Here is a 12,776-nt window from a genome sequence, read left to right as displayed (position 1 = left end):
TGATTATCCCACTATTATAACCGTGTTAGCAACTAAATTATTTTACTTAAATCAGTGATTAGGCAATGTCAGAAAAAACCGGCTTACAAGTAACTTTTGTCACAATCAACGAAGACCATTTAGGTCAGCGTATTGATAACTTTCTTATTACCCATTTAAAAGGGGTGCCTAAAAGCGCTGTTTATAAAATTTTACGCAAAGGCGAGGTACGCGTTAATAAAAAGCGTATTAAGCCCGTTTACAAATTACAGCTTGATGATGTAGTGCGTATTCCGCCAATTAAAGTAGCAGAGCGCGAAGAGTTTGTGCCTAAAAAGCTCGATAAAGTAAAGCAATTAGAAGACGCAATACTCTTTGAAGACAAATACCTTATTGTAATTAATAAGCCCTCGGGTATGGCTGTACATGGCGGCAGTGGCTTAAGCTACGGTTTAATAGAAGCACTACGCGTATTACGCCCAGATGAGCGCAGTTTAGAGCTAGTACATAGGCTTGATAGAGACACATCGGGGTGTTTATTAATTTCAAAGCGTCGCTCGGTACTTACCGCATTGCATGAGCAGCTGCGTGAAAAAACAATGGAAAAAAATTACTGGGCGTTGGTAACAGGGCAGTGGGATTCGTCGGTTAAAAATGTAACTGAAGGGCTGCGTAAAAACACCCTCAAGTCGGGCGAGCGCGTGGTGCGTGTAGATAATAACGAAGGTAAACCTTCACATACTCGCTTTAGAGTACTTGAGCGTTTTAACGAGTGCTCGTTAGTGCAAGCCTCACCTGTGACTGGACGTACTCACCAAATTCGTGTTCATACACAGTGTAAAGGCCACCCTATTGCATGCGATGATAAATACGGCGACCAAGGGTTTGATGTATCAATGCGCAAAATAGGCTTAAACCGCTTATTTTTACACGCCCACGATTTAAGCTTTTATCACCCTAAAAACGAAACTACCATGCGTGTAGAGGCACCGCTTGATAACGCACTTAAAAGTTGTATTTTAAAATTAAGAGATGCTAAAGCGTAATGACCACCGCTGTATTAAAAAAATATAAACTGGTTATTTTTGATTGGGATGGCACTGTAATGGACTCAATTAGCAAAATTGTTAATTGTATTCGTCACAGTGCGCTGGCGCTTAATATTGAGCCGCCGAGCGACACTGCAATTAAAAATATTATTGGTATGTCGCTTGAACTTGCTATTGAGGTGCTATTTCCTGAGGACGTAGCGCACCATCCCGCATTAATTAACGGCTATAAACAGCAATACCGTGTTGATACGACTGCCACTCCTGTATTTGATAATGTAGAAAATGTACTAAGTGCGTTAAAAGCACAAGGGGTTATTTTAGCGATTGCCACAGGTAAAGGGCGTGATGGTTTAATGCGTTTATTAGAGCAAACTCAGTTAGGGCATTACTTTAGTGCCACGCGCACAAGTGATGAAGCACGCTCTAAACCTTCTCCCGATATGCTTGAACAACTATTAGCTGAATTAGCAATAAATGCCGACGAAGCACTCATGATTGGGGATACCAAAATAGATATGGCCATGGCACAGGCAGCCAACATAGATAGAATTGGCGTTACCATGGGCGTACACAGTGCAGCGCAGCTAAGTGAGTTTAGCCCCGTTGCAACCGTTGATAATTACCAGCAGCTGCAACGCATACTACTTGGCTAAGGTTGAGCGGCGAGTATGTCGAGATTAAACTCAGCCAATAGCTGGCTGAGTTTAATAAGAGGCAAGCCTATTAAGCTATTAGGATCGTCTCCGTTTAATTTTTCAAATAAGCAAATCCCTAATCCTTCACTTTTAAAGCTCCCAGCACAGTTATATGGCTGCTCTGCATCGCAGTAGGCTTCTATTTGCTCTTTGGTGAGTGCTCTAAATACTACCTCAAAAGGCTCTATTAACGTTTTTGCTTTATCGCTAGCAATATCGTAAACACACAGGCCTGTTAAAAACGTGACAGTTTGGCCGCTAAACAAAGAAAGCTGCTTTATGGCGTTTTCTTTATTATGAGGTTTACCAAGTATTTGCCCATCAAATACGGCCACTTGGTCGGAGCCGATTGCAAGGCCTTTAACAAAATGATCGCAAGCGGCACGCGCTTTGCGCTCGCTTAGGCGCTTAACAAGTTGCTCAGGGGGTTCGTTTGGTATGGCGGTTTCGTCAATATCAGGCGAAAAAGTACTAAATGGCAGATTAAATTTTTGCAATAAAGACTGCCTAAATGGCGAGCTTGACGCTAATATAAGCGGGTGCTTCATAAATTATTATCCTAATTAAAATTAGTTTGAGTTAGGATAAATCAGATCCGTAATGAAAACACGTGAAAAACCATGTAAAAATGCTTTTTTGCTTTGACTAACCAATTAACTATCTATATGATGCAGCCCCTATGCAAAAGGTAAAAATTCCCATCACTCTTCATCCTGGGAAAGCAGCGCAACACCGTTTAACTTACGATGGTATTGTACCGCTTGAAAAACTTGCTCGTTTACGAGGTGTTGTACAGGAAGAAGTAGGTGAAATAGCGGTAAAAATTCAGTGCAAAACCGATGAGCAAGGTTTAGTTGTGATTACTGGCAATTTGTCTACACACGTAACTGTAACTTGTCAGCGTTGTAATGATGATTTAGGGTTGGATTTGGATCAAGACTTTATGTATTCGCCTGTTGGTTTGGATGCTGAGTCAGATGATCTTCCTGAAGTCTACGATGAAGTAGCGCTTGATGAAAACGGTGAAATTAACGTGTTTGAGTTAATCGAAGACGAGCTAATTTTAGCAGTGCCATTAGTGCCTACACACAACGAAGCTTCGTGCAATTACTCATCAAAGCCTGCTAGCTTTGGTGTACTAAAGGCGGAAGATGATAAACCAAATCCATTTGATATTTTGAAACAACTTAAGAAAGATTCTTAGGAGAAGACTAATGGCTGTACAAAAAAGCAAAAAGTCTCGTGCAAGACGCGGCATGCGCCGTTCACACGATGCGATCAACGGTCCAACTTTAACAGTTGACCAAACTTCAGGTGAGACTCATCGTCGTCACCATGTAACTGCTGACGGTTACTACAAAGGCGTTCAAGTAATTTCTAACTAAGAGATTGCTTTATGCTGACTAATCTAACCATAGCGTTAGATATGATGGGGGGCGATTATGGCCCCCGTTCATCTATCCCCGCTGCCGTTTGCGCAGTAAATGCTCATGCCAATTTAACACTCATTTTATGTGGCAACGAGCAAGTAATTACTAATCAATTAGAATCCCTCGATTCGCTTTCACACCCACGTTTAATTATTCGCCATTGCAGCGAAGTTGTCACTAATGCCTGCGAACCCGCTTTAGCTGTGCGTTCTAAAAAAGACTCCTCTATGCGTGTCGCCCTTGATTTAGTTAAATCGGGTGAAGCACAAGCCTGTGTAAGCTCGGGTAACACCGGCGCTTTATTTTTTATGGCTCATTACGTATTAAAAATGCTGCCTGGCGTTAAACGCCCCGCATTAATATCGGCCGTTCCTACAGAGCGAAAAAATCCAGTTTATCTGCTTGATTTAGGCGCTAATGTGCATTGTGATTCAGAAATACTTTATCAATTTGGCATTATGGGCTCGGTAGTAGCAGGCCAAGCACTTGGCTGCGATAACCCAAAAGTGAGTTTACTTAATATTGGCTCTGAAGACATAAAAGGCCATGAAGGCATAAAGCAAGCAGCGCAGCTTATGCAGCAAAGCCCTTATATTAATTACACGGGTTACAGTGAAGGCAGTGATATTTTTTCGGGGAAAGCCGATGTCATTGTGTGTGAAGGGTTTGTCGGAAACGTTGCATTAAAAACCTGCGAAGGTATTGCTAAACTGATCATGAAAAAGTTTACAAGCGCCTTAGAAAAGCACTTAATTTACAAATGCATGGCGTTTATTTTAAGTCCTATCATAAAAAAACTCTATAATCGGGTGAACCCCGACCAGTATAACGGTGCTTCTCTGGTAGGATTGCGCGGTATTGTCGTTAAAAGCCATGGAAATGCATCAGCAAAAGCATTTCAAGCTGCAATCGATGAAGCGGTAAAAGAGGTTGAACGTCAACTTCCAGATAAAATAGCCGCTATTTTCGAAAAAACACATTCTAAAAACTCGGCGGCCGAATAACGTTTAGGTGCCGTAGTTACACTAAATTTTTGTTTAATTAAAAAGAGCAAAGTATGGCACAAAAAATTGCACTTCTATTTCCTGGTCAGGGCTCACAAAGCGTTGGCATGTTAAGCGAGCTACTAGAGAGCTCTGACATTGTAAAAGCAACCTTTAGCGAAGCGTCAAGCGCACTTGGCTACGATTTAGCAGCGCTTGTACTAAATGGCCCAGAAGAAGAACTTAATCAAACTCACCGCACTCAACCTGCTTTATTAACAGCAAGCGTGGCAATTTACCGCCACTGGTTAGCTGCAAACCCAGATGTGGATGTGGTTATGGCTGGTCACAGCTTAGGTGAATACTCTGCATTAGTATGTAGTGAGGTTATTAGCCTAGGTGAAGCGGTAAAACTTGTTGAAAACCGTGGCTTATACATGCAAGAAGCTGTGCCTGCGGGCGTAGGCTCTATGGCTGCCATTATTGGTTTAGGCGATGAGCAAATAAAAACAGCATGTGAAGAGTCTGCACAAGGCGAAGTTGTTTCACCGGTAAATTATAACTCACCAGGGCAAGTGGTTATTGCAGGGCATAAAGCTGCTGTTGATAGAGCTTCACAAGCGTGTAAAGATGCCGGCGCAAAACGTGCCTTACCACTGAGTGTGAGCGTGCCTTCACATTGTGAACTAATGAAACCAGCGGCTGAAAAACTTGCCAACGATTTAGCCGCTTTAACATTTAATACACCTAAGTGTGATGTAATTAATAATGTTGATGTAAAAGCACAAAGCTCGGCTGATGCAATTAAAGATGCATTGGTACGTCAACTATACAGCCCAGTTCGTTGGACAGAAACAGTACAGGCTTTAGTTGCTCAAGGTATTACGCAAAGCTACGAATTTGGCCCAGGTAAAGTATTAACTGGCCTTGCAAAACGAATTGATAAAGCAATGGTATGTGGCTCAGTAAATGACGCTGCTGCTATCGACGCTGCAAAATAAGAGAATATAAAATGACTAATTTATTTTCATTAGAGGGCAAAGTTGTCCTAATTACTGGCGCAAGCCGTGGTATTGGTAAAGCAATTGCAAACACTTTAGTAGCCCAAGGCGCAAAAGTAGCAGGTACTGCTACGAGTGAGTCAGGCGCGGCTAAAATTAGCGATTACTTAGGTGATAACGGTAAGGGTTATGCTTTAAACGTAACCGATCCTGCATCGATTGAGGCTACATTAGCAGCAATAAAAGCCGACTTAGGCGATGTTGACGTACTTGTAAATAACGCAGGTATTACCCGTGATAATTTATTAATGCGTATGAAAGACGGTGAGTGGGACGATATTATCGACACTAACTTAAGCTCTATCTTCCGTTTATCTAAAGCGGTATTACGCCCAATGATGAAGAAAAAGAACGGCCGTATTATTAATATTGGCTCAGTTGTGGGCACTATGGGTAATGCAGGGCAAGCTAACTACGCGGCGGCTAAAGCGGGTGTTATTGGCTTTTCTAAATCGCTTGCACGCGAAGTTGCATCACGCGGCATAACAGTAAATGTAGTAGCCCCTGGTTTTATTCAAACTGATATGACCGATGAGCTAACAGAAGATCAAAAAGCGGCCACCCTTGCTAATGTACCAGCAGGTCGATTAGGTCAGCCTGATGAAATAGCAGCGGCAGTGTGTTATTTAGCATCTGACGCGGCTGCGTATGTATCTGGCGAGACTTTGCATGTAAATGGCGCGATGTACATGGTTTAACCGCCATTGTTAAAAGTAAATGCTAAAAATAACTTAAGTAAGTGACCTCAAAAACATTGAAATTTTTATGATCTTGCTTTAAACATACTTGAAATCGCTGTGAAAATAAGCGATAAAAGACAAAACAAACACTCAGAGGTTTGACCAGACAATTATTTATGGTCAAATCATTGAATCAGAGAATTATGCGGCGTAAACTACGCCGCAATCTGAAAATAACGCATTGGCGTTTTTAATAAAGGAAAGAAGAATGAGCGATATCCAAGAACGCGTAAAAAAAATTATCATCGAACAGCTAGGTGTTAAAGAAGAAGAAGTTAAAAACGAAGCTTCTTTCGTAGACGACCTAGGTGCAGATTCTCTTGATACTGTTGAACTAGTTATGGCTCTTGAAGAAGAGTTTGATACTGAGATCCCAGATGAAGAAGCTGAAAAGATCACTACAGTACAATCTGCAATCGATTACGTATCAGCTCACGCTGAGTAATTAATCGCAGATTAAAGGCAGCATTCGCTGCCTTTAATCTATATATCCAAACCACCTCAAAGTTCATGATTCAAATTCACCCGCTTTTACTCTCTACTGCATTCATTTGTAATAGCACATCTTTAGTTGAATTTGAGACTCGCACTTTGAGGTCGCTTGGGTATGAATTCCCTTTGTAATGCCAATAGATTTAAACTTAGTGAGTTAAACGGCTTACTAAAATAATACTATTTTAATCAATTGGTTTAAATATCCCTTATTGGAGGCAAACCGTGGCTAAACGTCGAGTCGTCGTAACTGGCTTAGGAATGTTGACGCCGCTAGGTAATGATGTGCAATCTACCTGGCAAGGCTTATTAGATGGTAAAAGTGGTATACAAAATATAACCCACTTTGATACATCAAAATTTGGTACTAAATTCGCTGGACTCATAAATGACTTTGATGCAACTGCATACATGTCGGCGAAAGATACTAAAAAAATGGACTTATTTATTCAGTACGGCATTGCAGCGGGTGTTCAAGCCTTTCAAGACTCAGGCCTTGAAGTTACTGAACAAAACGCAACACGTATTGGTGTTGCTGTAGGTTCAGGCATTGGTGGATTAACCCTAATTGAAGAAAACCACATAAAGCTACTTAACAGTGGCCCACGTAAGCTTTCTCCATTTTATGTGCCATCAACCATTATTAATATGATTTCGGGCCATTTATCAATGATGCATGGTTTACGTGGTCCTAATATTTCTATTGTGACGGCATGTACTACAGGCCTGCACAATATTGGCCATGCAGCGCGTATGATTGCTTACGGCGATGCCGATGCGATGGTTGCCGGTGGCGCAGAAAAAGCCTGTACACCTATTGGTATGGGTGGCTTTAATGCTGCACGTGCGCTTTCTACCCGTAACGACGACCCACAAGCTGCGTCGCGTCCGTGGGACAAAGACCGCGATGGTTTTGTACTATCTGATGGTGCAGGTGTTGTTGTAGTAGAAGAGTATGAACACGCTAAAGCACGTGGCGCTAAAATTTATGCTGAGCTTGTTGGCTTTGGTATGAGCGGTGATGCGTATCACATGACTTCGCCACCGGAAGACGGTGCAGGTGCGGCACTTGCTATGCAAAATGCATTAAACGATGCACAAGTAAATGCAGACCAAGTTGGTTACATTAACGCACACGGTACATCTACTAATGCAGGCGACAAAGCCGAAACGCAAGCTGTTAAAACTATTTTTGGCAGTGCAGCGCAAGATGTAATGGTAGGCTCGTCTAAATCGATGATGGGACACCTATTAGGTGCAGCGGGTTCTGTAGAGTCTATTATTTCTATTTTATCGCTGGCCGATCAAAAAGTATCGCCCACCATTAACCTAGACAACCCAGATGAAGGCTGTGACTTAGATTACATAGCCCACACTGCACGTGATGCAAAACTCGACTTTGCACTGTGTAACTCATTTGGTTTTGGTGGGACTAATGGCTCGTTGCTATTTAAAAAGGTATAATCCTTTTTAACAACGAACCACATTATAAGAGCTCAGTTGTTTAACTGGGCTTTTTTTATGCAAGCCATTCAATATGCAAACAATAATAACAACCGATGATACAAGTTCGATTAATACACGCGATAGAGGCCTTAACTACGGTGATGGTTTTTTTACCACAGCCAAAGTAATTGCTGGGCAAGTAGAGCATTGGCAGTACCATAAAGCACGTTTGGTAGAATGCGCAGAGCGCTTAGCGTTTCCTGCTACTAACTTTACTGAGCTTGAGCAACATATTGCAAAAGCGATTACTGGCTGCCAATTAAATGTGATTAAAATAGTGATCACCCGCGGAGAAGGTGGGCGGGGCTATGGATTGCCGCAACACACCCATTTAACCATTTTAATTACCGTGTTAGAGTTTCCTCAAAGCTACCCAGCATTAACTAAAACAGGGGTGAGTTTAGCCCTAAGCCCAATAAAATTAGCAGCCCAACCTTTATTAGCTGGTTTAAAAACACTTAACCGACTAGAACAAGTGCTGATTAAAAACGCCATGGCAAAACAGCAATGTGACGATGTTTTAGTACTCGATCATCAAAACAATGTGATTGAAGCCTCGGCAGCTAATATTTTTGCTATTAGTGATAATAAGGTATATACGCCAAGCCTTGAGCAATGCGGTATTAAAGGGGTTTATCTGCAATCGTTATGTGATAAATTAGCGGTTGAATTTAAGCAAGTAAGCCTAAATGAATTAACCCAAGCTAGTGCTGTATTTATTTGTAATAGCTTAATGGGCGCTGTGCCCGTTAATCGTATAGAACAACATACATTTAATGTTGAGCAAAGCATGTGTTTATTAAATGAATTATTAGCCAAGGAGGCTAAGTGTTAAAAGTTATTTTATCGGTATTATTGTTAGCTTTAGTTACAACGCTAGTAGGGTATCAGCAATTACAAGCAACAATAACTAGCCCGCTAAATATAACAACGCCTACCCAGTTTGAAGTTAAAAAAGGCATGGGCTTTAACCAGCTATGTAAACAATGGCAAGCTAATAATTGGTTAAAAAGCTGCTGGCGTTACCAAGTAATTGCAAAGCTTGACCCAACACTAACCGACTTAAAAGCCGGCTTGTACGAGCTAACGAATACAAGCGTTATTAATAATATAAAAAAAATAAACAACGGTGAGCAAATCAGTTTTAGCTTTACTATTATCGAAGGGCAAAACTTACGCGAAGTGATAGCAGCCATTAGTAGTGCGCCGCATTTAACTAATAACTTAAATACAGAGCAACTGGCGCAGCAAATAGTAGGTGAAAAAGGCCATTTAGAAGGGTGGCTGTTTCCAGATACATATCATTATCACAGCGGTGATACTGCCAGTAGTTTATTAAAACGTGCGGCCGTTAAAATGCAGCAAACACTTGAGCAAGCATGGCCACAACGTGCAGAAAACCTACCGTATAAAAACGCATATGATGCACTGATCATGGCCTCTATTATCGAAAAAGAAACAGGCCTTGCCAGCGAGCGCCCATTAATAGCCGCCGTTTTTATAAATAGATTAAACGCAAATATGCGCCTACAAACCGATCCCACCGTAATATATGGCCTAGGAGAGAGTTTTGACGGTGACATTAAACGAAAAGATTTACGCGATTACACACCCTATAATACGTATCGCATTAAAGGGCTGCCGCCAACACCCATTGCCATGCCCTCAAAAGCGGCTATTTTAGCAGCGCTTAATCCGCCTAAAACACAGTATGTTTATTTTGTGGCGAAGGGCGATGGCAGTCACCAATTTTCAACCACGTTAAAGCAACACAACGCGGCAGTTAAAACGTATATATTAAATAAAACGAATTAAACTTTATATGAAACCAAAATTTATTGTTATTGAAGGCCTTGAAGGCGCAGGTAAATCAACGGCTATTTCGTTATGCCAAGACTTTTTAAATAAAAAACAAATAGACTTTATTAACGTACGCGAGCCCGGTGGGACACCCCTTGCCGAGTCTTTACGTACTTTAGTAAAAGCCGAGCATGAAGAAGACATAGCCTTTGAAACCGAACTACTTATTATGTACGCAGCTCGCTCGCAGCTTATGCATAATGTAATTAATCCGGCGCTTGATAAAGGGCAGTGGGTATTAGCAGATCGCCACGATTTATCATCTCAAGCGTATCAAGGTGGCGGGCGCGGCATAAGCGCTAATACCTTATCGTCTTTGTCGTCTATGGTATTAAAAGGGTTAAAACCTGATTTAACCATATACCTAGACATAGACCCCGTAATAGGCCTTGAGCGTGCTAAAGGCCGTGGAGAGCTTGATAGAATTGAGCAAGAAGCCATTGAGTTTTTTCAGCGCACGCGCATGCGTTATGTTGAGCTGGCAAATGACGATAGCTCAATAAAAACCGTAGATGCCAACCAAAGTATTGATAAAGTACACCGCGATATAACCAATGTACTACGCACTTTTTTTGAAGGGTTAAAATAACATGGCATTGCCATGGCTTAATAACGTAGAACAACAGCTTGCGCAAAGTTATAAAGCGCAGCGTTTTCATCATGCACAGTTGTTATGCGGGCCAAAAGGCGTTGGTAAGTTTGAGCTAAGCGAGCAATTAGCTAATAGCTTATTATGTCAAAATATTAATACCCACATGCAAAACGAAGGTAGCAAGTTAGCCCCGTGCGGGCAGTGTAAAAGTTGCTCATTGACACTTGCGGGTAACCACCCTGATAAACGGCTAACGCAAGTTGAAGGGCAAAGCATTGGTGTTGACGATATTCGTGCGATAAGCGATTTTATGAACCACTCCGCTGCGCAAAATGGCAATAAAGTGGCCATTATTGAAAACTGCGAAAAAATGACCACGGCAGCAGCAAACGCGTTATTAAAAACCTTAGAAGAGCCTAGCAATAGCCGCTTTTTAATTTTAACCACAAGCCACACTGCGCAGTTACCTGCCACCATTTTAAGCCGCTGTGCCAAAACAGACATTAAAGTCGCAAACCCAGAAGCGGCTAAAACCTGGGTAGCCGATTTAAATATTAGTGACTATGTGTGGCTGCCTTTATTTTATACGCAACCACTTTTAATTAAACAGTGGCAAGCGCAAGAGCAGCTGCAACACATTGATACTTTATATAAATTTGCAACTGAGTTTAAACAAAGCCATAATTTTAGTCCGCTTGTAAATATTATAAACAAACAACCTGAGCTAATACGCATTTTTACATTATTTTTAAGCGAGCAATTAAAACAGCAGCTTATAATGGGTTTAAGTTTTGACGCCTACCAAAGTGCTCAGCAAACGTTGAATGAATTTTTACAAAATAGCACAGAGGTACTAGGGCTTAATTTACCTCTAGCAGTGTCGCGTTTAGCGCATGCCCTGCGTAACATTTAATAGGAATACATATGCAAGAGCTTTTAGTTGATGTAGATAACCTTGACGAACTTTATCGCTGCTACATGCCTTATTTAAAAAAGGGCGGCCTATTTGTACGTACCAATATGCGTTACGAAATAGGTTACTCTTTAGCGCTTAGAGTTACCTTACCTGATGCGCTAGAAGATGACGTGGTAACGGGTAAAGTTGCGTGGATAACACCACAAGGCGCACAAAGCTCTAATCCACCAGGTATAGGCATTAGCTTTTTAGATGATAAAACAAATTTAAACGCTAAAATCGAAAAGCTATTAGGCACTATGTTAAACTCTGGTAATCCTACATATACCATGTAGTTTTAAACGCATTTGCTTAATAGTGATATGCATAAAGCAGCCGGTTAGCGAGCGCTTATCTCTCGTTAGCTTGCAATACTAACTTGCTTATTCCAACTCGTTTAATACCCATTCGCTTACTTGAGTGATTTACTTTTAGGCTGGAAAAACGTGTTGATAGCTAGGTAAAAAATTCGCTATTTAGTTATGCTCGGCAATTGCTCTGCATTCATGCAGTCGTAAATGAAAATTTTTTATCGCAGGCAGCGACACGTTTAGCTTCGCAAAATGATTAGGTATTATTGCAAATTGGTATAACTAAGTATTTTGCAGGTTAGTATAATTTAACACCCAAAACCATACAGGCCGTATAGTGATTGTAGATTCTCATTGCCATTTAGATCGTCTTGATTTTGACAAACTAGATTTAAACCTAGATCAAGTACTCGACAACGCCCGTGCAAAGCAAGTAGAGCACTTTTTGTGTGTAAGTGTAACGCTTGATCAATTCCCAAGCATGCTTGAAAAAATTAAACATTACGACGATGTATCGGCATCGTGTGGCGTGCATCCGCTTGATCAAAAAGATGCCCTTAATAAACAGCAACTCATTGATTTAGCATCGCATGAAAAAGTAGTCGCGATTGGCGAAACAGGCCTAGATTACTATTATTCAAAAGACACGCACGCAGTACAACAAGCCAGTTTTGTTGGCCATATTGAAGTGGCAAACGAATTACAAAAGCCACTGATTATTCATACCCGTGACGCCAGAGCCGATACCATTAACTTATTGCGTGAGCACAAAGCAGAAAACTGCGGTGGCGTACTGCACTGTTTTACCGAAGATTGGGATATGGCCAAAAAAGCGATTGATATGGGGTTTTATATCTCTATTTCAGGCATTGTTACCTTTAAAAATGCCGTAGAGCTTAAAGAAGTTGTAAAACAAATCCCACTCGATAGATTACTCATCGAAACAGACTCGCCTTATTTAGCACCTGTGCCGTACCGTGGAAAAACAAATCAGCCTGCGTATGTAGAAGATGTTGCCTACTATATTAGTGAGCTTAAAGGTATTAGCTTTAACGAGCTTGCAAAAGCAACGACTGATAACTTTTATTCACTTTTTAAATTAGCAGCAAAAGGCTAACAC

At 41.2% G+C, this 12,776-nt stretch carries 16 protein-coding genes; 15 read left to right on the top strand and 1 reads right to left on the bottom strand.

Going from position 1 to position 12,776, the window contains the following annotated elements:
- Nucleotides 1-65 precede the first annotated feature (65 nt).
- The gene (gene rluC / locus MTN96_RS06365) at nucleotides 66-1,025 is read left to right on the top strand and encodes a 23S rRNA pseudouridine(955/2504/2580) synthase RluC (RefSeq protein ID WP_004587682.1); all 960 of its coding nucleotides are present in this window, start codon (nucleotides 66-68) and stop codon (nucleotides 1,023-1,025) included.
- Complete coding sequence (locus MTN96_RS06360; protein WP_055253201.1) at nucleotides 1,025-1,684, top strand: HAD-IA family hydrolase; 660 nt, start codon at nucleotides 1,025-1,027, stop codon at nucleotides 1,682-1,684. The genes rluC and MTN96_RS06360 overlap by 1 nt, the downstream gene beginning before the upstream one ends.
- Here the strand turns inward: MTN96_RS06360 and MTN96_RS06355 are convergent.
- A complete protein-coding gene (locus MTN96_RS06355) occupies nucleotides 1,681-2,274 on the bottom strand; it encodes a nucleoside triphosphate pyrophosphatase (protein WP_055253202.1) in 594 nt (197 codons plus the stop codon). The genes MTN96_RS06360 and MTN96_RS06355 overlap by 4 nt on opposite strands.
- 131 nt (nucleotides 2,275-2,405) lie before the next feature.
- On the opposite strand from MTN96_RS06355, the gene yceD reads away from it, so the two are divergent.
- The 13 genes from yceD (at nucleotide 2,406) to MTN96_RS06290 (ending at nucleotide 12,773) form a co-directional block, all read left to right on the top strand.
- Nucleotides 2,406-2,930 carry a 23S rRNA accumulation protein YceD gene (yceD, locus tag MTN96_RS06350; RefSeq protein WP_055253203.1) on the top strand — a complete coding sequence of 175 codons (525 nt, stop codon included), beginning with the start codon at nucleotides 2,406-2,408 and terminating at the stop codon, nucleotides 2,928-2,930.
- 10 nt (nucleotides 2,931-2,940) lie between these two features.
- Nucleotides 2,941-3,111 carry a 50S ribosomal protein L32 gene (gene rpmF / locus MTN96_RS06345; RefSeq protein ID WP_004587686.1) on the top strand — a complete coding sequence of 57 codons (171 nt, stop codon included), beginning with the start codon at nucleotides 2,941-2,943 and terminating at the stop codon, nucleotides 3,109-3,111.
- Between the two features lie 11 nt (nucleotides 3,112-3,122).
- Nucleotides 3,123-4,160, top strand: a complete 1,038-nt coding sequence (plsX, locus tag MTN96_RS06340) for a phosphate acyltransferase PlsX (RefSeq protein ID WP_004587687.1) — start codon at nucleotides 3,123-3,125, stop codon at nucleotides 4,158-4,160.
- 53 nt (nucleotides 4,161-4,213) lie between these two features.
- The gene (fabD, locus tag MTN96_RS06335; protein WP_054982359.1) at nucleotides 4,214-5,140 is read left to right on the top strand and encodes an ACP S-malonyltransferase; all 927 of its coding nucleotides are present in this window, start codon (nucleotides 4,214-4,216) and stop codon (nucleotides 5,138-5,140) included.
- 11 nt (nucleotides 5,141-5,151) lie between these two features.
- Nucleotides 5,152-5,898: a 3-oxoacyl-ACP reductase FabG gene (gene fabG, locus MTN96_RS06330; protein ID WP_004587689.1), complete on the top strand. Its 747-nt coding sequence runs from the start codon at nucleotides 5,152-5,154 to the stop codon at nucleotides 5,896-5,898.
- A 250-nt stretch (nucleotides 5,899-6,148) separates the two neighbouring features.
- Nucleotides 6,149-6,385: an acyl carrier protein gene (gene acpP, locus MTN96_RS06325; RefSeq protein ID WP_004587690.1), complete on the top strand. Its 237-nt coding sequence runs from the start codon at nucleotides 6,149-6,151 to the stop codon at nucleotides 6,383-6,385.
- 272 nt (nucleotides 6,386-6,657) lie between these two features.
- Entirely contained in the window at nucleotides 6,658-7,896 is a 1,239-nt protein-coding gene (fabF, locus tag MTN96_RS06320) for a beta-ketoacyl-ACP synthase II (RefSeq protein ID WP_004587691.1), read from the top strand.
- A gap of 73 nt (nucleotides 7,897-7,969) precedes the next feature.
- Nucleotides 7,970-8,773 carry an aminodeoxychorismate lyase gene (gene pabC / locus MTN96_RS06315; protein ID WP_248530987.1) on the top strand — a complete coding sequence of 268 codons (804 nt, stop codon included), beginning with the start codon at nucleotides 7,970-7,972 and terminating at the stop codon, nucleotides 8,771-8,773.
- Nucleotides 8,767-9,753, top strand: a complete 987-nt coding sequence (gene mltG, locus MTN96_RS06310) for an endolytic transglycosylase MltG (protein ID WP_004587693.1) — start codon at nucleotides 8,767-8,769, stop codon at nucleotides 9,751-9,753. The genes pabC and mltG overlap by 7 nt, the downstream gene beginning before the upstream one ends.
- 7 nt (nucleotides 9,754-9,760) lie before the next feature.
- Entirely contained in the window at nucleotides 9,761-10,387 is a 627-nt protein-coding gene (gene tmk, locus MTN96_RS06305) for a dTMP kinase (RefSeq protein WP_004587694.1), read from the top strand.
- A 1-nt stretch (nucleotide 10,388) separates the two neighbouring features.
- Nucleotides 10,389-11,303, top strand: coding sequence for a DNA polymerase III subunit (locus MTN96_RS06300; protein WP_248530986.1), 915 nt, complete (start codon nucleotides 10,389-10,391; stop codon nucleotides 11,301-11,303).
- Nucleotides 11,304-11,314: 11 nt separating this feature from the next.
- The gene (locus MTN96_RS06295) at nucleotides 11,315-11,641 is read left to right on the top strand and encodes a PilZ domain-containing protein (RefSeq protein ID WP_004587696.1); all 327 of its coding nucleotides are present in this window, start codon (nucleotides 11,315-11,317) and stop codon (nucleotides 11,639-11,641) included.
- Between the two features lie 352 nt (nucleotides 11,642-11,993).
- Nucleotides 11,994-12,773 (top strand): YchF/TatD family DNA exonuclease, encoded by a 780-nt coding sequence (locus tag MTN96_RS06290; protein ID WP_248530985.1) that lies wholly within the window; start codon nucleotides 11,994-11,996, stop codon nucleotides 12,771-12,773.
- Nucleotides 12,774-12,776: the final 3 nt, after the last annotated feature.

The organism is Pseudoalteromonas sp. 2CM28B (genome assembly GCF_023161935.1).
This window is presented reverse-complemented; position numbering and strand designations above follow the sequence as displayed.

Bases quoted from the DNA above. Each gene is read 5' to 3' on its own strand.
- MTN96_RS06295 (WP_004587696.1), top strand. From the start codon at position 11,315: ATGCAAGAGCTTTTAGTTGATGTAGATAACCTTGACGAACTTTATCGC.
- MTN96_RS06360 (WP_055253201.1), top strand. From the start codon at position 1,025: ATGACCACCGCTGTATTAAAAAAATATAAACTGGTTATTTTTGATTGG.
- acpP (WP_004587690.1), top strand. From the start codon at position 6,149: ATGAGCGATATCCAAGAACGCGTAAAAAAAATTATCATCGAACAGCTA.
- tmk (WP_004587694.1), top strand. From the start codon at position 9,761: ATGAAACCAAAATTTATTGTTATTGAAGGCCTTGAAGGCGCAGGTAAA.
- fabG (WP_004587689.1), top strand. From the start codon at position 5,152: ATGACTAATTTATTTTCATTAGAGGGCAAAGTTGTCCTAATTACTGGC.
- MTN96_RS06300 (WP_248530986.1), top strand. From the start codon at position 10,389: ATGGCATTGCCATGGCTTAATAACGTAGAACAACAGCTTGCGCAAAGT.
- rpmF (WP_004587686.1), top strand. From the start codon at position 2,941: ATGGCTGTACAAAAAAGCAAAAAGTCTCGTGCAAGACGCGGCATGCGC.
- fabD (WP_054982359.1), top strand. From the start codon at position 4,214: ATGGCACAAAAAATTGCACTTCTATTTCCTGGTCAGGGCTCACAAAGC.
- pabC (WP_248530987.1), top strand. From the start codon at position 7,970: ATGCAAACAATAATAACAACCGATGATACAAGTTCGATTAATACACGC.
- yceD (WP_055253203.1), top strand. From the start codon at position 2,406: ATGCAAAAGGTAAAAATTCCCATCACTCTTCATCCTGGGAAAGCAGCG.
- MTN96_RS06355 (WP_055253202.1), bottom strand. From the start codon at position 2,274: ATGAAGCACCCGCTTATATTAGCGTCAAGCTCGCCATTTAGGCAGTCT.
- rluC (WP_004587682.1), top strand. From the start codon at position 66: ATGTCAGAAAAAACCGGCTTACAAGTAACTTTTGTCACAATCAACGAA.
- plsX (WP_004587687.1), top strand. From the start codon at position 3,123: ATGCTGACTAATCTAACCATAGCGTTAGATATGATGGGGGGCGATTAT.